The sequence below is a fragment of the Billgrantia bachuensis genome (genome assembly GCF_011742165.1).
GTDB lineage: Bacteria > Pseudomonadota > Gammaproteobacteria > Pseudomonadales > Halomonadaceae > Halomonas > Halomonas bachuensis.
Window position 1 is genome coordinate 1 of the sequence record NZ_JAAQTO010000041.1, and the last position, 19120, is coordinate 19120.

At 63.2% G+C, this 19120-nt stretch carries 15 protein-coding genes; 6 read left to right on the top strand and 9 right to left on the bottom strand.

The annotated features are described in order from the left end of the window. Both HBJ55_RS14785 and rhlB read right to left on the bottom strand, forming a co-directional pair. Nucleotides 1–383: DEAD/DEAH box helicase (locus HBJ55_RS14785; protein WP_167116438.1), on the bottom strand; the 383-nt coding region annotated here is incomplete at its 3' end. A 5-nt stretch (nucleotides 384–388) separates the two neighbouring features. Then, on the bottom strand, nucleotides 389–1663 hold the full coding sequence (gene rhlB, locus HBJ55_RS14790; protein ID WP_167116441.1) for an ATP-dependent RNA helicase RhlB: 1275 nt from the start codon (nucleotides 1661–1663) through the stop codon (nucleotides 389–391). Between the two features lie 227 nt (nucleotides 1664–1890). Between rhlB and HBJ55_RS14795 the strand changes: the two genes are divergently transcribed. Next, nucleotides 1891–2139, top strand: coding sequence for a hypothetical protein (locus tag HBJ55_RS14795; protein ID WP_167116444.1), 249 nt, complete (start codon nucleotides 1891–1893; stop codon nucleotides 2137–2139). Then, nucleotides 2139–2969, top strand: a complete 831-nt coding sequence (xthA, locus tag HBJ55_RS14800) for an exodeoxyribonuclease III (RefSeq protein ID WP_167116526.1) — start codon at nucleotides 2139–2141, stop codon at nucleotides 2967–2969. Before HBJ55_RS14795 ends, xthA begins: the two co-directional genes overlap by 1 nt. A gap of 35 nt (nucleotides 2970–3004) precedes the next feature. Here the strand turns inward: xthA and HBJ55_RS14805 are convergent, their stop codons facing one another. Genes HBJ55_RS14805 through HBJ55_RS14830 form a run of 6 tightly spaced genes read right to left on the bottom strand, consistent with a single transcriptional unit; the run spans nucleotide 3005 to nucleotide 7904 of the window. Then, complete coding sequence (locus tag HBJ55_RS14805) at nucleotides 3005–4084, bottom strand: tetratricopeptide repeat protein (RefSeq protein WP_167116446.1); 1080 nt, start codon at nucleotides 4082–4084, stop codon at nucleotides 3005–3007. A 4-nt stretch (nucleotides 4085–4088) separates the two neighbouring features. Next, nucleotides 4089–4844, bottom strand: coding sequence for a TonB family protein (locus tag HBJ55_RS14810; RefSeq protein ID WP_167116449.1), 756 nt, complete (start codon nucleotides 4842–4844; stop codon nucleotides 4089–4091). Beyond that, entirely contained in the window at nucleotides 4841–5248 is a 408-nt protein-coding gene (locus HBJ55_RS14815) for an ExbD/TolR family protein (protein WP_167116452.1), read from the bottom strand. Before HBJ55_RS14815 ends, HBJ55_RS14810 begins: the two co-directional genes overlap by 4 nt. Then, nucleotides 5241–5810, bottom strand: coding sequence for a MotA/TolQ/ExbB proton channel family protein (locus HBJ55_RS14820; RefSeq protein WP_167116455.1), 570 nt, complete (start codon nucleotides 5808–5810; stop codon nucleotides 5241–5243). The genes HBJ55_RS14815 and HBJ55_RS14820 overlap by 8 nt, the downstream gene beginning before the upstream one ends. Continuing rightward, nucleotides 5758–7140 carry a MotA/TolQ/ExbB proton channel family protein gene (locus HBJ55_RS14825; RefSeq protein ID WP_167116457.1) on the bottom strand — a complete coding sequence of 461 codons (1383 nt, stop codon included), beginning with the start codon at nucleotides 7138–7140 and terminating at the stop codon, nucleotides 5758–5760. The genes HBJ55_RS14820 and HBJ55_RS14825 overlap by 53 nt, the downstream gene beginning before the upstream one ends. Beyond that, nucleotides 7137–7904, bottom strand: coding sequence for a DUF3450 domain-containing protein (locus HBJ55_RS14830; RefSeq protein WP_338072029.1), 768 nt, complete (start codon nucleotides 7902–7904; stop codon nucleotides 7137–7139). Before HBJ55_RS14830 ends, HBJ55_RS14825 begins: the two co-directional genes overlap by 4 nt. Before the next feature lie 380 nt (nucleotides 7905–8284). Here HBJ55_RS14830 and HBJ55_RS14835 point away from each other — a divergent pair, with 380 nt between their 5' ends. From HBJ55_RS14835 to HBJ55_RS14850, 4 genes are all read left to right on the top strand, one after another. Beyond that, nucleotides 8285–11338 carry a cellulose binding domain-containing protein gene (locus HBJ55_RS14835; RefSeq protein WP_167116460.1) on the top strand — a complete coding sequence of 1018 codons (3054 nt, stop codon included), beginning with the start codon at nucleotides 8285–8287 and terminating at the stop codon, nucleotides 11336–11338. A gap of 221 nt (nucleotides 11339–11559) precedes the next feature. Next, nucleotides 11560–13671 (top strand): TonB-dependent receptor, encoded by a 2112-nt coding sequence (locus HBJ55_RS14840; protein ID WP_167116463.1) that lies wholly within the window; start codon nucleotides 11560–11562, stop codon nucleotides 13669–13671. 136 nt (nucleotides 13672–13807) lie between these two features. Beyond that, nucleotides 13808–14746, top strand: coding sequence for a helix-turn-helix transcriptional regulator (locus tag HBJ55_RS14845; RefSeq protein ID WP_167116465.1), 939 nt, complete (start codon nucleotides 13808–13810; stop codon nucleotides 14744–14746). 102 nt (nucleotides 14747–14848) lie between these two features. Continuing rightward, nucleotides 14849–16951 (top strand): TonB-dependent siderophore receptor, encoded by a 2103-nt coding sequence (locus HBJ55_RS14850; protein ID WP_167116468.1) that lies wholly within the window; start codon nucleotides 14849–14851, stop codon nucleotides 16949–16951. Nucleotides 16952–17036: 85 nt separating this feature from the next. Here HBJ55_RS14850 and HBJ55_RS14855 read toward each other — a convergent pair whose 3' ends face one another. Continuing rightward, entirely contained in the window at nucleotides 17037–19100 is a 2064-nt protein-coding gene (locus HBJ55_RS14855; protein ID WP_167116471.1) for a TonB-dependent siderophore receptor, read from the bottom strand. Nucleotides 19101–19120: the final 20 nt, after the last annotated feature.

Genomic DNA, 19120 nt, shown 5'->3' on the forward strand with positions numbered 1-19120 from the left:
AGGTAGCGCCCGCGCCCCTTGGCCAGGGCATAGTCGAAATCGAGGCCGCTGTGCGCCTTCAGGGTCGGCAGGTCCTGCAACAGTACCTGCTCCTGCAGAGCGATGGTGGCCGTGGCAATCACCAACCGCTTGCCCTTGGCCTTGGCCACGGGCAGCGCCGCCAGCAGGTAGGCCAGGGTCTTGCCGGTACCGGTGCCGGCCTCGAGCACACAGACGTGCTCGTCGGAGACCCGCCGGCCGGCGTCGTCGGCCTCGATGGCGCCCAGCGTGCGGGCGATCTCTGCGATCATCAGCCGCTGGCCGTAGCGTGGCGTCAGCCCCTGGGCCTCCAGTACGCGGCGATAGGCGGCCTGTATCTCGCCCTTGACGGCCTCGTCGAGCATGAGCGTTACAGCAGCCCCTCGGGCGGATGCACGCAGGGCAGCTTGTCCTGTATGTAGCGCTCGATTTCCGGCAACGAGAAGGCATCCTCTTCACCGACGAAGCTGATCGACACCCCGGCAGCCCCGGCGCGGCCGGTACGGCCGATGCGGTGGACGTAGTCCTCCGGGTCCTCGGGCAGGGTGTAGTTGATCACGTGGCTGACATCCTCGATATGGATGCCGCGACCCGCCACGTCGGTGGCCACCAATACCTGCACCTCGCCCTCGCGGAAGCGCTCCAGCGTCTTGATGCGCTGGTTCTGCGGTACGTCGCCGGAGAGCATGGCCACATTGATGTCGGCCTTCCTGAGCAGCCCCTCGAGCTTGCGCACCAGGTCGCGGCGGTTGCCGAATACCATCACCCGGTCGAAGTTCTCCTGCTTGAGCAGGTTGACCAGCAGACGCGCCTTGTCATCATCGCCGACCATGTAGACGCGCTGATCGATGTTGGCCTTGTTGTCGACCGTGACTTCGATCTCGACGTGGGCCGGCTCATGGGTCCACTGGCTTGCCAGGTTGAGAATGTCGTGGGAGAAGGTGGCCGAGAAAAGGAAAGTCTGGCGCTCCTCCTTTTTTGGCGTATGGCGAATGATGCGCTTGACGTCGGGAATGAAGCCCATCGACAACATGCGGTCGGCTTCGTCGAGCACCAGCACCTCGACCTGGGTAAGGTCGGCATCGCGCTTCTCGTGGAAATCGAGCAATCGTCCCGGTGTAGCTACCAGGATATCGACCTTCTTGCCCAGTTGCTCACGCTGCTTCTGGTAATCCATGCCGCCGACGACGCTGGCCACGTTGAGATCGGTAAAGCGCGCCAGAGCCTTGGCGTCCTTCTCGATCTGCAGGGCCAGCTCACGGGTCGGGGCCACGATCAGCGCACGCGGCGCACCGGGCTTCTGACCTTCAGGCGTCTCCTCCTCGAGGAAGTAGGCCATTATCGAGATCAGGAAGGCGGCGGTCTTGCCGGTCCCCGTCTGGGCCTTGCCGACCACGTCGCCACCCAGCAGGGTGTGGGTCAACGCCTCGGCCTGGATCGGCGTGCAGTACTCGAAACCCAGGGCATGGATGGCGCGCATCAGCGGCAGGGGTAAATCGAAGTCGTGAAAGCGCCACTTGCCCGCCACGGGTGGCACCTGAAACTGGCGCAGGTCCCAGCTCGACTGGCGGCGCCGAGGCTTGCGACGACGACGCTTGGGCTTGCGGTTCTCGGCCGGGGCTGTGGTCTGTTCCGACTCGCTCATAGGCTATGTATCACGTCCGTAGCAATGGATGAAGGAAACACTGCACGAATGCCTGCGAGACCGAATCGCTGCATTGCGCTTCAACTCGCTCGTCGATTCGTTCAGCGTTTCCTGAACTTCGTACAGCCGCATATTGTACCAGCCTATGGCGCCGAGGGCGCGCCTCTTGCATTGGACTGGTAGAATGGCGCTTTGCTGCCATTCGACATCCCATGGAGCCAGGCCTGATGACACGCCGCAAGAAGACACGCTCGCTGGCCGACAAGGTGACCATCCGCACCGGCAAGCGCAAGGACTACAAGAAGTGGCGCCATGAGAATCCCGACCAGGTGGTCTCATCGCGCCGCTTTACCCAGAAGAAACGCCAGCAGCGCAAGCTGCAGGCAGAGCGCAAGCTGGCCCGTCAGGAACAGGGCGAAAGCATCGCCATTCACCCTGAACGCAATGACACGTCTACCGAGGAGCGCAACGAGTGATACGTTTGGTCTCGTTCAATATCAACGGGCTGCGCGCCCGCATGCATCAGCTCGAGGCATTGATCGCCACCCACCAGCCACTGGTGATCGGCCTGCAAGAGACCAAGGTTCACGACGACGAGTTTCCTCGCGAAGCGGTCGAGGCCATGGGCTATCACGTCCATTACCACGGCCAGAAGGGACACTACGGCGTCGCCCTGATGTGCCACAAGGCGCTATGCCCCAGTGGACCGGAAGAGGTCTTCTTCGGTTTTCCGAGCGACGGCGAGGAGTCCCAGCGGCGACTGATCGGCGTGAGGCTGCGCACCGCCGACGGCGAAACGTTGACCGTATGGAACGGCTACTTTCCCCAGGGCGAGAACGTCGACCACCCCACCAAGTTCCCCAACAAGCGTGAGTTCTACGCTCAGTTGATCCAGCTGTTGCGCGAACGGCACCGCCCCGACGAGCGGCTGGTAGTGATGGGGGATTTCAACATCTCCCCCGAGGACATCGACATCGGTATCGGCGATGCCAGCCGCAAGCGCTGGCTGCGCGAGGGCAAGACCAGCTTCCAGCCCATTGAGAGGGAGTGGCTCGGCACACTCAAGGCGTGGGGCCTCAGCGACAGCTATCGGGTGCGCTATCCCGAGGTGGACGACCGTTTCAGTTGGTTCGACTATCGCTCCCGCGGTTTCGAACGCGAGCCCAGGCGCGGCCTGCGCATCGACTACATTCTGGTCACGCCACCGCTGGCCGAGCGCGTTCGCAATGCCGGCATCGACTACGATCTGCGCGGCATGGAGCGCCCTTCGGACCATGCTCCGGTATGGACTGACTTCGAGGTCTAGAATCTCATGCCCCGGCCCGCTGGGACACTCCCTCCCTAGCGGGCCGAGAGCCAGCCCGGGTCTACGTCTTCCCCGTGATCTTGCGCCTGCTTCATGGCCTCCCGGGCCAGCTCGAGCCGCCCCCAGGCGTGCGCCAGCAAGCCCAGGCGCTGCCAGTCCTTGCCGCTATCGCTGCGCTCGGCGACTGCGCGCCAAGCCTCCAGCGCCCGCTCGCGGTCGCGGGCCTCTTCCCAGGCACGGGCCAGCAGGCGGCGGTTGGCCAGGGAGTCGGGCAGCGTCTCGTCGGCTAGCGCCGCTTCCAGGTACTCAGCCGCCCGGGCCGGGGTGCCGGCGGCCAAGTGAAGTTCGATTCTTTGGCGCAGGTCGTCCTCGCCAGCCAGCACACCCAGTTGCCATCCGGCCTCCCAGATCGCCGCCGCCCTTCCCGTCTCACCCAGTCCATGAGCCAGCGCCGCGGCATGCCGCCACGCCTCGGGCTCAGACTGTTCGTTCAGTGCGGCTTCCAAGCTTGCCAGCGCCTCCTTGCCACGCCCGGCTCGCTGGAATACGGCTGTAGCCAGCGCCTGCCGGCGTTCGCTCGGGTCCGGGTCGTCGGCCAGGGCACGCTCGACCCAGCCTGCGGCTTCGTCCCAGCGCTCCAGCTCGGCCAAGGCGCGGGCCATGCGCCAACGGTCGTCCACGCTGCCTTCATGCCGCTCATGCCACTCGAGCAGCAGCCCCACCGCCTGTTCGGTCTGCCCTGACGCCAGACGCAGCCTTGCCTCTTCGTGCAGCCAGCGATCGCGCTGGGATTGCGGCGCCTCCTGGATCCGGCGAGCCTGGCGCAACTGCTCCGCAGCGACTTCGTGGCGCCCCGCACCGGCTTCGCCACCGGCCGCCAACTGACGATAGAGCGCGCTGGCCCAACGATCAGCGGCATTGCCCCCTTCGAAGCGGCGTGCCTGTTCGCGGGCACGCTCGCTCACGCTGTCGTGCTCGCCCTGCTGCAGCTCGTGCTGGAGCCGCTCGAGGTCGGCGATGATGTCGCCGGACAGCGCCGGTGTGTCGGCCAGCACCGGGGCGACCAGCAGCCATCCGACACAGCCCAATAGGCAGATCACGATACGAACCGTCATACCATCACCTCAACTGGAACTCGAGGCGCTGGCGAGCGCGGCGCACCCCATTGGCCGGCTCGAACTGCCAGCGCGCCACGGCCTGTTCGGCGGCCGAGTCGAAGACGTTGCGCGGCTGCGATTCGACGACGCGGATCGACGAGCGATCGACGCTGCCGTCGGGGCGAATCAGGAACTGCAGCTCGACGTGTCCCTCGAGACCGCGACGCTGCGCGCGAGAGGGGTACTCCGGAGGCACTCGGCTGGTCGGGGCGATCTGCCCCACATCCACCGGTCCCTGCTCGGCGGGAGCGGCCTGTTCGGTTACCGGCTCCGACGCGGCGCTCGGCGCCGCCGGTGACGGGCTCGGCTCGGGCATCGGTTCCGCGGCCGGCTCGGGTTCAGGCTGAGGCTCTGGAGCAGGCTCGGGAGGTGGCTCAGGCTGCGCTTCGCTCAGCTCGGGCAGGCTGGTATCGAGCGCAGGCGTTTCCACCGGCTCGGGCGGCAGCTCCGGCTCGGGCATGGCGATGCTGCTTTCCAGCGGGGGCAACGGCTCCGGCCGTGGCGGTGGCGCCGCCTCAGCCTGCGGTGGCGGTGGCTCGGCGCTGGGCTCCGCCACCTCTTCCTCCACGACGTCGGGCGCCTCGACCATGCTCATCGTCATGCTGACGTCCTGCACGTCGAACTCCTCCTCTGGCGGCGTGACCAGCAGCCCCAGCAGCCAGAACAGCAGCAGCGCCAGGGCCACGCCACCCAGCGAGGAAAACGGAATGCGTGTCACGGCCGGCTCCGGCTGGCGGCTACCGCCACCTGCTCCACACCGGCCTCGCGGATGCGATCCATGACTTCGATCAACAAACCCGTCGTGGACTCGCGGTCGGCCTGGATCACTACCGAGCCGTCGTCGCTCACCAGCCCGGCCACCTCGCCACCGACACGATGCAGATCCACCGCGCGGCCATCGACCCATACCGCCCCTTCGGGCGTGATGGCGACCATCACCTGGGCATCGGGCCGCGGCGAAGCGGCGCTCGACTCGGGGCGCTCGATCTCCACCCCGCTCTCCTTGATGAAGCTGGTGGTGACGATGAAGAAGATCAGCATGATGAAGACGACGTCCAGCATCGGGGTCAGGTTGACTTCGCTGGCTTCGCCATCGTCGGCGCCAAGGCGGCGTCTACGCATCGTTATCCTCCACGGCGCGGGCCAGGCGGTCGTGCAACCGCTGATCCTCGCGTCGAATGATGTGCTCGAGACGGCTGGTGAAAAGCAGCCCTACCACCGCCACTGCCATACCCGTCAGGGTGGGCAGGGTGGCACGCGCCACGCCATCGGCCATGGCTCTAGCCTGGCTGGTGTCGGTCATGGCCAGGCTGTCGAAGACGGCGATCATGCCCGTCACGGTACCCAGCAGGCCCAGCAGCGGGCACAGCGCCACCAACAGCCGAAGCCACGGCAGCGGACGGCGCAAGCGCCCGATCAGCTCCCGCGCCCAGGCTTCACGCAGCGTCAGCGCACTCCAGCTCAGGTGGTCCTGGCGCGCCGCCCAGCGATCTATCAGAACGCGCCTGGCCCGGCGATAGGTGATGCGGAAGTACCACACCCGCTCCAGCGCCAGGCTGAACAGCAGCATCGCCACCAGGGCGATCACTACCAGAACCGCCCCCCCCGCCTCGACCAGGCGTTCGAGCGGTTCAAGCCAGAGCGGGATCACGGCGCGCGCTCCCGGTAACGCTATCGGGCCCATGCGGACGCTGCTCGAGCTGCTCGGCCAGCGCCGCGCTCGCCTGCCCCTCGACCAGGCCCGCCAATTGTCTGCTGCGGCCCGCCAAAGCGGTATGAGCGAATAGCAGCGGCACGGCGGTGATCAGGCCCAGCACGGTGGTCACCAACGCCTGGCTGATACCGCCGGCCATCAACTGCGGATCGCCGGTTCCGAATACGGTGATCGCCTGGAAGGTCACGATCATTCCGGTCACGGTGCCCAGCAGCCCCAGCAGCGGCGCCACGGCAGCCAGCAGCTTGACCATCGGCTGGCCGCGCTCGAGGCGCGGCAGTTCGGCAAGCACGGCTTCATCGAGGCGGGCCTCCAACGCTTCCGGCACGGGGTCGTCCTGCAGCGCACGGAAGCGCTGCAGGACGCGGCCGAGCGGGTTGTCTTCACGCAGCGTACCGAGATCGCGCAGCTGGCGGCGCATGGCCAGGCTCACTTTCAATAGGTAGGCATACTGCAGCAGCGCCACCAGCAGGCCGATGACGCCCAGCCCGACCACCACGTAGCCCACGGCCCCGCCTTGATGGAAGCGCTCGAGCAGGCTGGGGCGCTGGGCCAGGGCCGCCATCACCTCGCCCCGGGTCGGGTCCAGCGAAAGCTCGCGCGATTCGCCGGCATGAAAAGCCGCCAGACTGCCGGTCACTTCAGGCGGAGTGCGCTCGACCACCGACAGCGCCTCGCCGTCGACACCACGCTGCAGCAGGTGACTATCAGTAAAAGCGGCGAAGTCACCCAGGCGCACGACTTCACGGGGCAGGATTTCACCGCTGGCATCCGCTACCGGCGCCTCGAAACGGACCACGCGACCGGTGTCGACAGTCAGCACGATCAGGCTGTCGGCAAATGCCTCCAGTTGTTCGAGCTCGAGTACCTCGGCGTCGTCGAGGCGCGGCGGAAGCTCGGCACCGCCAAGGACCAGCCAGCTGTCAGCCAGACTGTCGCGCAGTTCGCCGCTGTGCCGCTTCAGCGAAGCCAGGATCGCCTCGAGATCGTCGCCTTGTTCATCCTGGCGCGTTTCGAGCGCTTCGGCTCGCTCGGCCTGATCGCGCGCCCTCTCCTGTAATTCTGCGTTACGCGCTTCGGCCTCGGCATGCGAGGCGCGCGCCTCCTCCAGCGCTGCCTCGAGCGCCTCGCGATCCTCGACCAGCTCGGCCAAACGCGCGCGGTCGCGGCTCTCGGCAGCTTCGCGTTCGGCACGCAGGCTCTCGAGCGGGTCCGACTGGGCGGGTGACTGAGCCTGAGCCAGACCAACGCTAAGCCAGAGCGCGGCCAGCAAACCCACAGCAAAACGTGTCGCCTTCATGTGTCGTCCTCCGCTGACTCGAGTGGCTGCGATAGCGGCACGCTGAGCAGTTCCGGTGCACGGCGATCACGCGCAATGCGCAATCCGTTACGCACATCGCGTCGCTGGGCCTCGTCCAGCGCGGCCCAGCTACCCGCATCGGCCTGCCACACGCGTCCGGCGCGGCCGTCCGGAGTGAGGTAGTAGAAGCCCACCCGGCCCAGACGCAGGTAATCCACCTCGCGGCGCGACTCTCCGTCGCCGAGATAGCCGCGCCAGGCATCGACTTCGCGCCCGTACTCCAGTTCGGCGCGCCAGGCCTCGACGATTCGCTCCCAACGCTCGGCGGAGGACAATTCGCCGGCCTGGGAGCGCAGGCTGGCTACTCGTGCCAGACGCTCCTCACGCAGGAAAGGCATGTCGTTCTCGACCCACTGCTCGAGCCGCTCGATCATCCGCTCCTGTAGCCCCGGCAGGGCATCGCGCGTCTCTTCCAAGGTATCCAGGGCCTGCTCACGGCGGCTCAGGGTGTCCGCCTGCCGCTCGATTCGCGGGGCGAGTTCGGTGTTCTCCCGGACCAGGCGCCGTTCGGCGCGCTCCAGCTCGCGCAACTCCTCGAGCATGGCACGCATCTCGTCGTCGGCTGCATCGATGCGCGACTGCAGCTCGGCCTGGCTGTGCTGAGCCTGCCTGGCTTCATTGCGGACTTCGGGGTCGGCAAGGGCCACGGAAACAAAGCCCAGCCAGAGCAGGCTCACGAGGCAGGGGTGGCGAAACGATCTCACTGGCTAACTCCCGAGACGTGAATGGCGAACGGTCGCCTTGGGTTGGGCGGCGTCAGATGATGCCACTAATGATAATTGTTATCAATACACCAAGCCACGCCTCAACGACCCCAATTCGTCTGACTGAGCTCCCCAGATGCCCGTGATCGGACCGGAATTGCGTAAAGAAATGTACGCTTTTCTTCCCAAGCGAAACGAAGCGGAACGTTATATTTATACCGTCCTGTCCGTTAGAACGATGCCAGGGACGACAGTGGGCGAATGACTGCCCGGCCAAGCGAGCGCAATCCCTTGCACTCGCAGGTGCTTGTCTTCTACCGCAGCCGACACTCTACCCGCCCCCGGCGGCCTGCTTCATTCCTAGCAATGGCGGTAGCTTCATGCGTCCCTTCATCGATGTCTCTCTCAGCAGCCAGTGGAACGGCGGCTTCGTGATGGAGATCTTCATCACCAACCAAGGAACCCAATCGATCGTCGACTATCGGGTCGAATTCACACTCGACGGCACCATTACCGATATCTGGGATGGAGTCATCGATGGTCAAACCGATGGCCGCTATACCATTGTCGACGCCGACACTAACAACGATATCGCCCCGGGCGAGACCGTGCGATTCAAGTTCAAGGTGCTGACCGAGAGCGGCATGATGCCTTCCGAACTGACGGTCAACGGCGCCATTCCCGAGTTCTCCCCCGAAGCGGAAACGCTGCTGGTCGCCGAGATCCAGTTGGTCGAGCCCAGCCCGTTCGACGGCAATGGCGAAGCCACCGTCGGCCCCGAGATCACTGCCGCCGAGCTGCAGGCGCTGATCGACGCCGCCCCGGAGGGCGCCGTCCTGCACCTTGCCGCCGGCGATTATCGATTCGACGCCATGATCACCGTCTCGCGCTCCGACATCGGCATCGTGGGGGCCGGACGCGACGAGACGCGCATTACCTTCACCGATGAAGCCCTCGCCTCCGGCAGTGCGCATGCCTTCCTCGTGGAGAGCAAGGCGACCCAATTCGCCGGTTACCTCAAGCAGAACGCCGCCATCGGCGACGACACCTTATCGCTCAAGACGGACCATGGCCTGCAAGCGGGCGATATCGTACGCATCTGGCAGGACAACACGGAAGAGTACTTCGCCGAGATCGGCGATACCTCCTGGCAGAAACTGAATGCTCCGTTGCGCACCAGCATGGCCACGGTGGTTGCTGTCGACGGCGGCACCGTCACCCTCGATCGCGGCGTGCACTTCGACTTCGATGGCGGCGCAGCCAAGGTACAGCGTTACGATGCGCTGGAGAACGTGACCCTACAGGGCTTCACGGTGGGCTACGAATTGGGCTCTCCCGACAAGGCCGAGTTCAGCAATACGCTCTCCGACCTGACCCATTACCAAGCGATCAAGCTGAACGGCACGGTGGGCGCGCAGGTCAGCGACATCGAGGTAATCAATGGCCCCTCCACCGCCTTCGAGTTCGCCCTCTCCCTCGATCTGCATGCCGACTCACTCGGCGCGCACGGTGCCTTCAATAAGGGCAGCGGCGGCAACGGCTATGCGTTCGAGCTGCGCGAGAGCTACGACGGCGTCTTCACCCAGCTCGAGGACACGGGCATGCGCCATAGCGTGCTGTTCTCCTCGTGGCGCTCCTCGGTGGGCAACGATATCCACGTGCGTGCCACCGACCGCGACATCAACTTCCATGGCGGCCAGGATCACGGCAACACCGTGCATGTCGAACAGTCGATTCGCGACGCCGATGCCGACGGCCTCTCACCCGTGATGTGGTACAACGATGGCGGCGAGACCTTCGGCGCCATCACCGAGGCCGGTGCCAACCAGATCCGCTTCGATTACGTGGTCGGCTCACGCCGCGATGACGTCGTCCAGGGGACCGACAACGGCGTCTATCTCGACGGGGCCTTGGGCCATGACAAGCTCATTGGCGGCGCCGGTGACGACATCCTGCGCGGCGGACTCGGCAATGACGTTCTCGAGGGTGGTGCCGGCTTCGACATCGCCCACATGGAACAGAACTACGACGCCTACGCCGTTCGGTTCGGCGACGACGGCAGCATTCAGCTTGCGGGCGGCGGCGGAGACACCGATACGTTGCTCGGCATCGAAAGAATGCTGTTCGCCGATGGCATCGTACTCGATGCCGCTACTCGCACCCTCTCCCAGGGAGAAGCACCGAGCGTCCCCACGCCAGCGGATATCCTCGCCGACTCGGAACAGGACACCAACGACACTACCGTGTCGTCTCCGGCCTCGAGCACCATCGAATCCGAACCGGTGGTTGCCGAAGAGCCAGTGGACGAGCCCACTATCACCGCCAGCGAAATGGGAGTGGTGCTGAGCGTGGTCAGCCGCTGGTCAAGCGGCTATGTGATGCGCGTGGAGATCGCCAACCACTCGGACAGCGATGTGGCGAGCCCCGAGATCACCTTCGCGCTGCCTGCGGAGATTACCACCTTCTATGGTGCCACTCTGCTGGAGCGTGACGGCGACACGTATCGGATCGCCTACGACGGCAGTGATGCGCTAAAGGCAGACAGTGTCATGCGCTTCTCTTTCAAGGCGTACGCGCCTACCAGTGAAGCGCCTACCTCGCTCGCCTTGAACGGCACCGAACTGACGCTGCACCCGGAGGTGCTGGTTGCCGGCGAAGCGGCGGATCCCGCGCTGCTCGATGCGCTCGATCCCGACCCCACGGCGGCGGATTTTCTAGTGCTCACCAGCAATATCACCAAGACCTGGTCGGGCGGCTACATGACCGAAGTACTGGTCACCAACACCTCGGACGTCATCATCGAGCAGCCATCGGTGAGCTTCAACCTGCCGGGGACCATCACCGACATATGGAACGGTGAATATACCGCCACTGACGAAGGCTATGTCGTGAACGCTATCAATGGCGGCACGGTGCTGGAGCCCGGCGAGACGTGGCGCGTCTCCTACAAGGTACGCGATGACAGCTATGCTCTACCCGAGAACCTCAACGCCGAAGGCGAGCTGGTTGGCATACCCACAGTGGCAGACGATGGCCTCATCGGCGGCGAAAGCGACGACGCCCTTGTGGGCACAGCGGCCAGCGATACCCTCTACGGTGGCCTGGGCGCCGACAGCCTGACCGGCGGCGAGGGAGGCGACCGCTTCGTCTACCTCTCGACCTTCGAGTCCACGGCCTTCGATAGCGACATAATCGTCGACTTCGATCGCGACGAAGGTGACCTGGTCGACCTCTCGGGCATCGACGCCGATCTTGCCACCGAAGGCGGGCAGGCGTTCGCCTGGGTCGGCAACGCCGCCTTCAGCGGCACTGCTGGCGAGTTGCGCAGCGAGGGTGGCCTGATCCAGGGCGACGTCAACGGCGATGGCGTCGTCGATCTGCAAATCTCGGTGCTCGGCGTTGACAGCCTGCGTGCCGACGACTTCGTGCTCTAGGCACAGCAAGCGAACCCACGCCCGACCATGTGTCGGGCGTTTCATTAGGGCTACTGTTCTTCAGCAATGTTCTCGACGTCACACTGAAACGAACGGAACGCCCCTATAATACGACCTTAATGCTAATCTCTCTCATTGATATTTGAATTTCTGCTGCTATGCTTGCTTCCGCTGAGCGAGGCCACCCAGAGCACTCGCCAAAAAACCAGCAAGGGACCAAGATGAACAATCGACATTCGATTTGCGTCGCCCTCGTTGCCGGGGCCGCTGCCCTGCCGCTCCAGGCCCAAGAGCAACAGGAAACCATGGTGGTAGTAGGTTCACGCACGCCGACCCAGATAAGCCAAATTCCCGGCGCCGCCTGGCTCATCGAGAAGGAAGAACTCCAGCAGCAGATCGAGGCAGGTGCCGACCTCAAGACAGCGCTGGGCCGCTTGGTGCCGGGGCTGGACATGGCGCCTCAGGGGCGCACCAACTATGGCCAAAACCTGCGTGGCAGGTCCGTCCAGGTCCTGATCGATGGCGTGTCCATGAACAGCTCGCGCGGTCTCTCCCGCCAGTTCGATTCCATCGACCCGTTCAACATCGAACGCATCGAAGTGCTCTCCGGTGCCAACAGCCTTTACGGCGGCGGTGCGACCGGCGGCATTATCAATATTATTACGCGCAAAGGGGATGTCGGCGGCCCCGATTGGCGCACTGAAGCCGGACTTACCAGTGGCTTCGGCGGCAGCGACGATCTTGATCGACGCATCGCTCAGTCGATCAGCGGTGGTAACGATCGTGTTCAGGCCTATCTCGGTACCGCCTATCAGGATAACGGACGCCACTACGACGGTAACGGCGAGGAAATCTTTCCCGATCTGGCTCAAACCGATCTTCAGGACAATCGCAGCATCGACGTGCTCGGCAATCTGACGTTCCTGCTGGACGACGACCAGACCCTGGAGCTGGGCGCTCAACTCTATCGCTCGCGCTTCGAGGGCGATCGTGGAATCTACTTTCCCAACCTCGATGCGGCCACACCCAACCTCGAGGACGCCGAGATTCGCAACGGCTATCGTTCCGACCGGGACCCGGCTACTGATCGTCGCATGATCAATCTGCAGTATCACCATGCCGATCTGCTGGGTCAGAATTTCTACCTGCAGGCCTACCATCGCGAGGAGGAGTCCAGCTTCCAGGCTTTCCCCTACCCCACACCCAATTGGCAGGCACCCGAGGCCTATGACTTCGCAGCCTCCAAGCAGAACACCCGACTCAGCGGCCTCAAGGCACTATTCGACGCCCGCTTGACCGACAACGTCGGTCTCACCTACGGCCTGGATATTGACCGCGAAAGTTTCAACGCCAGCCAGATGACTTTCGACCGGTCCGTTACCGACCGCACCGGCGGTCTGGTACAGCAGCAGGCAGATGTTTTCCCACGCTACCCTGGCTACCGGATAGACACGTACTCTGTTTTCCTCCAGAGCGACTGGCAGGCAAGCGAGGCACTCAAGCTCTCGGCCGGCGCTCGCCGCCAGCACTCGGACGTAGAGGTTGATGACTTCAATGGCATTCCTGGTGGGGCGAACGACTACGACGCCACTCTACTCAACGCCAGTGCCCTCTATAATTTTGGGAACGGCACACAGAGCTGGCTGCGCTACAGCCAAGGTTTCGAGCTGCCCGACCCAGCCAAGTATTACGGTAAGAGCCCTGATGTCAGCGTTGCCAACAATCCGCTGTCTGCTATCGAGACCGATCAGGTCGAGCTGGGCTGGCGGTATCGCGGTGGCGACTGGCTGACCCAGGCTGCGATCTACTATGCCTGGTCTGACAAAGCGGTAGAGAACGCCGAGGATCTGAGCGTCACCGTGGTCGACGAACAGAAGCGCGACTATGGCTTCGAAGGCGCCCTGACCCGCTACTTCGACAACGGCTTCGAAGCCGGCGGCACGCTGCATCTGGTTCGCTCCGAGCAGCAGGACGATGACGGCGATTGGGAAAAGCGTGACGCACGCTATGCCTCGCTCTCCTCGGCCACGGCCTTCGTCAGCTGGTCGGACAGGATTCGCTCGGCGCGGCTCCAGGCCAATCACACCTTCGACCTGGAGGATGGCGCCGAGAGGGAGATCGAGGGCAACACCACGCTGGACTTGGCCCTCAGCCAACAGACCGACTTCGGCAAGTTCAGCCTCGGCGTGCAGAATCTGCTAGATGAAAGCTACTCGACCGTATGGGGACAGCGCGCCGCGATGTTCTATTCGCCCTACTACGGCCCCGAGTATCTTTACGATTATCAGGGTCGGGGCCGCACCTACACCCTGACTTGGTCTGTGGATTACTGAGGCACAAGCATATGCCCAGGCGAACCGGCGAGAACACGCCATACCTCTTACCTAGCGCCAGCCCTATCTGGTCGCCGCAGGGGATGATGCCGGCTCGCCTGACACATGATCTTCACTACCATCGAGGGATGACGACATGAGCATGGGCCTCGTCCCCTCCCGCACCCATACCTCTAGCGATCTCACCGCCTACGGCGAGCGCTACGGTATCGATTATCGCTTCCCTACCCAGCATCGTGCAGCCGGACAGGTCCCGGTCCTGCACGGGCGTATCCAGGAGCTCGAGCCCAGGCCCGGCATGCAGTTGGTGGCTTCGGACATCGAAGTACTACAGCGCTACGATTCCCGTTCTTGTCGCCCTGCCCCGCTTTCGATCATCGTCATGCTCGAGGGTCGCGCCGACGTCGTCTTGGGAGAGAAACGCCTCGATTTCACTGCCGGCATGGCCTTGAGCGTAAGCCTGAACGAACGCGAAGGCTTGCAAGCCATGCAACCGCCCAACCAGCGTATACGCGCCCTGACTTTGGCGCTGGATGCGCCGCGCCTGATTGACGCGCTCGGCGGCAAACCGCTGCGGCCAGGCTCGAGCCTGCATGCCTGGTCGCTGCCACCCGGCTTGCAGCAGATGCTGGAGCAGGCCTTGACTTCACCGCTCGCCGGCATTGCCTCTCGCCTGCAGTGGGAGGGCCTGGCGCTACAGCTTCTGGCGTATGGCCTACCGCCGGAGCTCGACGTACCAACCGCCCGGTTCTCTCCGGGTGAGTGGCAACGCTTGGAACGGGTCCGTGAACAGCTGCAGGCGTGTCCGGACCAGCCGCACAGCCTGGCGTCGCTGGCCAAGCTTGCCTCGATGAGCACCGCCACCCTTCGCCGCAAATTTCAGGCGGCATACGGCTGCCCTGTCTTCGATTACTTGCGCGAGCGACGCCTGGAACTTGCCCGCGAGATGCTTCTACAGGGTCACGATGTCGCGCACGCCGCGCAGTGTGCAGGCTATCTGCACGCCAACAATTTCGCCACCGCTTTTCGCCAGCGCTACGGCTACCCGCCGAGTTCCCTCCATCGCTCTGCTTGAACTTCACGCAGAGAAAATTGGACAGCACGCATAGAACAAGACCTCTATTTTAATGGAATAATTCTCATTACCTGATGAGACGTTTTCCGCAGAGGAACCTGCATGTCGACACCTCACCCACTGGCACTGGTCATCTCGCTCGTGTCTGCCCTTGTCGTGGCTAACGCCCAGGCTCAACAGCCACAGGCCGCACACACCGATACTCTGGAAACGCTGACCGTTACCGGCCAGGCAGCGACCAAGACCGAGACGCCGTTCAACGAAACGCCCCAGGCCACCTCCCGCATCGAACGCGAAGAATGGGAGAGCCGCGGCGCACGCACCGTACAGAGGACCCTGGATTACAGCCCCGGCGTCTTTACCAACCAGATTGGAGCCTCCAATCGCTTCGACTACCTGGTGCTGCGCGGTTTCTCGGACGGCAGCCTGAGCAATACCTTCCTCGACGGTCTCAAGCTGATGGGCGATACCAACTCGCACAGCTCGATGACGATAGACCCCTGGTTTCTCGACAGCATCGAGGTGGTGCGCGGGCCGGCGTCGGTACTCTACGGCCAGGCTTCGCCGGGCGGCGTCGTCGCGCTTACCAGCAAGCGCCCCCAGTTCCAGCAAGGCGGCGAGCTGCGCCTTTCCGCAGGCACCAACGCCCAGCGCAGCGCAGCCTTCGACGTGACGGGCCCGCTTGGCGAGCAGCAGCGCGTGGCCTATCGACTCGTGGGCCTGGCGCGAGCCGCCGATACCCAGTTCGGCCCCATCGAGGAGGAACGCTACGCCATTGCACCATCGCTGACCTGGGACGTGAGCGACGCCACCAGCCTGACCCTCAAAGCCTACCTGCAGCAGGACCCAGAGGGCGGTTATCATGCCGGGCTGCCCTATGAAGGCACCGTGGTGGACCGCAACGGTCGTCGCATCGCCAATAGCTTCTTCGAAGGTGAGGACGAGTACGACCGCTACCAGCGAACCCAACGCATGCTGGGCTACGAGCTGGAACATCGCTTCAGCGAGGCCTGGACGGGCCGGCAGCGCTTGGACTATCTCAACGCAGACGTGGTACTCAACCAGGTGTATGCCTACGGCTGGGCGCCCGGCAGCGATAGCGAACTGATCCGCTACTACTCCGGTGCCGACGAGTCGCTGGAAGCCTGGACATTGGACAACCAACTCGAGGCCAATCTCGCCACCGGCTTCATCGACCATACCGTACTGGTCGGCGCCGACTATCAGCGCCGCGACAACCAAGTAAGCTGGCCATCGGGCGCCTTCCCCAACATCGATGCCTTCGACCCGCAGTACGGCGCCGCGCCGATCGCCATGTACGCTCCCTTGCGCGAGGACCACGAGCTTAGGCAGACCGGCCTCTACCTCCAGGACCAGATGGCCATGGGCAACTGGCGCCTGACACTAGGCGGACGCTACGACTGGGTCGATATCGCCAATACCAACCTGGACAGCGGCGATTCCAGCGCACTCGACGACACCCAGTTCAGCGGACGCGCCGGCCTGCTCTACCTGTTCGACAATGGGGTGGCGCCGTACCTCAGCTACTCCACCGCCTTCACCCCGACCAGCTTCGTCGATGCCGAAGGCGACCTCCTGCCCCCGATGGAGGGCAAACAGATCGAGACGGGTTTGAAATACCAGCCGGCGGGTACCCAGGATCGCTACAGCGTGGCTCTATTCCAGATCAACCAGGAGAACGTGGCGACCAAGGAGCAGCCCACCGACCCCTACCGCGCCGTGGGCGAGATCCAGTCCGAAGGCCTGGAGCTGGAGGCCTACACTCACCTGACCGACAATCTGCGCCTGCAGGCGAGCTACAGCTATACCGACATCACCTACAAGCGCAGCGACGATGGCAACGAGGGTAACCGCGCCATCTACGCGCCGCGCCATCAGGCCAGCCTATGGGGACACTATGCCTTCGATTCGGGCTTGCTCACCGGACTCGATGCGGGTCTCGGCGTACGCCATTACGCCGACATCCAGGCCGATCGCGCCAATACCGCCGAAGTGCCGGAATACACGCTGGTGGACGCCACCCTGGGCTACGACCTTGGCCGTGTCGGACTCGACGGCATGAGTGCACGCCTCAATGTCACCAACCTAACCGACGAAGAGTACGTCGCCTCCTGCAACTCGCTCGAGTTCTGCTACTTCGGCGCAGAGCGAGGGGTGCTTGGTACGCTGAGCTACGCCTTCTAATTTTTCAGGCCATAACAAACGACAATGCCCGGCACGAAGCCGGGCATTCATCCTTCATGCGCAGTAGTTGGGAGTAGTAAAAGCGTTACCAGCGATAGCTGAGGCTGCCGATCACGCTGCGCGACTCGCCGTAGTAGCACCAGAAATCACAGCTGGCGACATACTCTTCGTTGGTGACGTTATTCACGTTGATCTGTGCCGTCCAGTTCTGATTGATGGCGTAGCTCACCATCGCGTCGCCGACGGTGTAATCGGGTACGGTAGTGCTACCATCGACCGATTGCCCTACATGACGAACGCCCGCGGCGACCTGCAATCCGTTCAGGCCGCTATTAGCGAAATCGTAATTGATCCACGCCGATGCCATATGTCGCGGAATCAATGCGGCACGATTGTCCTCGGCATTGCGTGCATCCGTGTAGGTATAGGCGGCCGATAGTTGCAGGTTATCCGTGATATAACCCACACTTTCCAGCTCGAACCCAGCAGCCGTTCTTTCACCTTCCTGAGTCTGGTAGCCGCCAGGAGCGGTAGCAAAGGAATTCGACTCCTCGAGATCGAATACCGCCGCCGTGACATAACCATCCCAATTCGATGGCGCATATTTGATGCCCAGTTCCCACTGCTTGCCTTCCACCTCTTCGAAAACGGCGCCAGAGGCATCCGTAGTCGCTATCGGCTGGAAGGATTCGGTATAGCTCAGATAGGGATTTAACCCCTTCTCACCGAGGTACATGATACCACCGGAGAATGAAGTGGACGCTTGAGTTTCGTCCACCGTTACGTTCAGGCCTTCGGATTCGTTGCGTACATCGGCATTGTCGTAACGTACGCTACCCAGCAGCACCCACCGGTCATCGACACGCAGTTGATCCTGCAAATAGAGCCCCAGTTGATCCTTGTCAATCCGTCGGCCCGTCAATTGATCGCCGGGCACCGGGGCGATATCACTCTGGGGGTCAAAGATATCTACGCTATCGTAGAAGAAGTTATCGAACTCTCGGCTATTCAGGTTGAGATCCTGATAGTCCACCCCGAGCAATAGGGTGTTTTCCATTCGATCCGTATACCACTTGCCGACCAGGCGGTTATCGATGGTGAAGCTATCGATTTCACCATCGCGCTGCAGATGCCCTCGAGATGCCGTTCGCTCGCCGTTTTGCATCATCATGTAGGTGCTGCGCAAGTCAAGATCGAGATGGCTGTAGCGAAAATCCTGCTCAAAATTCCAAGTGTCGTCGACAGCATGACGAAACTCGTAGCCGATAGCCGTCTGGGTGTGCTCGTCCTTGTCGTACTCAGGTGCTCCATAATTGGTCTGCGGATCCACACGGCCAAAGGGAGTGTCGTGCACGGTTCCATAGGGCAGTTTGAACGGGTTGACAGGGATACCGTCGTCTCGCTGAAAGCTGGCCAGCACCGTTAACCAGGTATGATCCGATAGATCCCACTCAAAGCTGGGCGCCAAATAGAAACGTTCGTTATCGGTATCGCTCAGATCACCGTCACGTTCCTTGTACAGCCCAACGACGCGGTAGCGTACATCGCCGGCCTCGGTGGCCGGACCAGACGAATCGAAGGCGAACTGGCGGTGGTTTCGATTGCCGCCCTGCACTTCGATTTCTCCACGCGATTCGGCCGTGGGACGCTTGCTGACGGCATTGACGAGACCACCTGAAGGAGCCTCTCCATACAGTATCGAGGCCGGGCCCTTGAAAATCTCAACCCGCTCTAGCCCGTAGGGCTCAGGCAACCACTGGAAATAGCCTTCGCGGTAAATTCGAAGCCCATCCTGATAAGTCGCCTGATCGAAACCACGCACCTTGAACCAGTCGGTGTTGTTGTCAGCACCGTAGTGCCCCGCCAACACCCCCGAGCGGTAGCGAAACGTTTCGTCGAGCCGCTGGACATTACGCTCATCCAGCTCCTCCCGTTCGACCAGTGAGACCGGGCGTGGTGTCTCGACCAGCGGCGATGCCACCTTCAGGGCGGCACCAACGACAACCAGGGTATCCGTTTCGAGAGTTTCCTCTTGGGCTAACGCCGGCGTCGCCATGCCGATCAGGACGCCCCCCATCGTGAGACCAAGTGCGAGTCGTACCGCCTCAGCCAGTGCGGTCGGCCGGGAGCAGGGAAGAAGGTTGGACATGCGTGAGTGTCCTCTGAGTG

Bases quoted from the DNA above. Each gene is read 5' to 3' on its own strand.
- rhlB (WP_167116441.1), bottom strand. From the start codon at position 1,663: ATGAGCGAGTCGGAACAGACCACAGCCCCGGCCGAGAACCGCAAGCCC.
- HBJ55_RS14795 (WP_167116444.1), top strand. From the start codon at position 1,891: ATGACACGCCGCAAGAAGACACGCTCGCTGGCCGACAAGGTGACCATC.
- HBJ55_RS14805 (WP_167116446.1), bottom strand. From the start codon at position 4,084: ATGACGGTTCGTATCGTGATCTGCCTATTGGGCTGTGTCGGATGGCTG.
- HBJ55_RS14815 (WP_167116452.1), bottom strand. From the start codon at position 5,248: ATGCGTAGACGCCGCCTTGGCGCCGACGATGGCGAAGCCAGCGAAGTC.
- HBJ55_RS14820 (WP_167116455.1), bottom strand. From the start codon at position 5,810: ATGGGCCCGATAGCGTTACCGGGAGCGCGCGCCGTGATCCCGCTCTGG.
- HBJ55_RS14825 (WP_167116457.1), bottom strand. From the start codon at position 7,140: ATGAAGGCGACACGTTTTGCTGTGGGTTTGCTGGCCGCGCTCTGGCTT.
- HBJ55_RS14835 (WP_167116460.1), top strand. From the start codon at position 8,285: ATGCGTCCCTTCATCGATGTCTCTCTCAGCAGCCAGTGGAACGGCGGC.
- HBJ55_RS14840 (WP_167116463.1), top strand. From the start codon at position 11,560: ATGAACAATCGACATTCGATTTGCGTCGCCCTCGTTGCCGGGGCCGCT.
- HBJ55_RS14845 (WP_167116465.1), top strand. From the start codon at position 13,808: ATGAGCATGGGCCTCGTCCCCTCCCGCACCCATACCTCTAGCGATCTC.
- HBJ55_RS14850 (WP_167116468.1), top strand. From the start codon at position 14,849: ATGTCGACACCTCACCCACTGGCACTGGTCATCTCGCTCGTGTCTGCC.
- HBJ55_RS14855 (WP_167116471.1), bottom strand. From the start codon at position 19,100: ATGTCCAACCTTCTTCCCTGCTCCCGGCCGACCGCACTGGCTGAGGCG.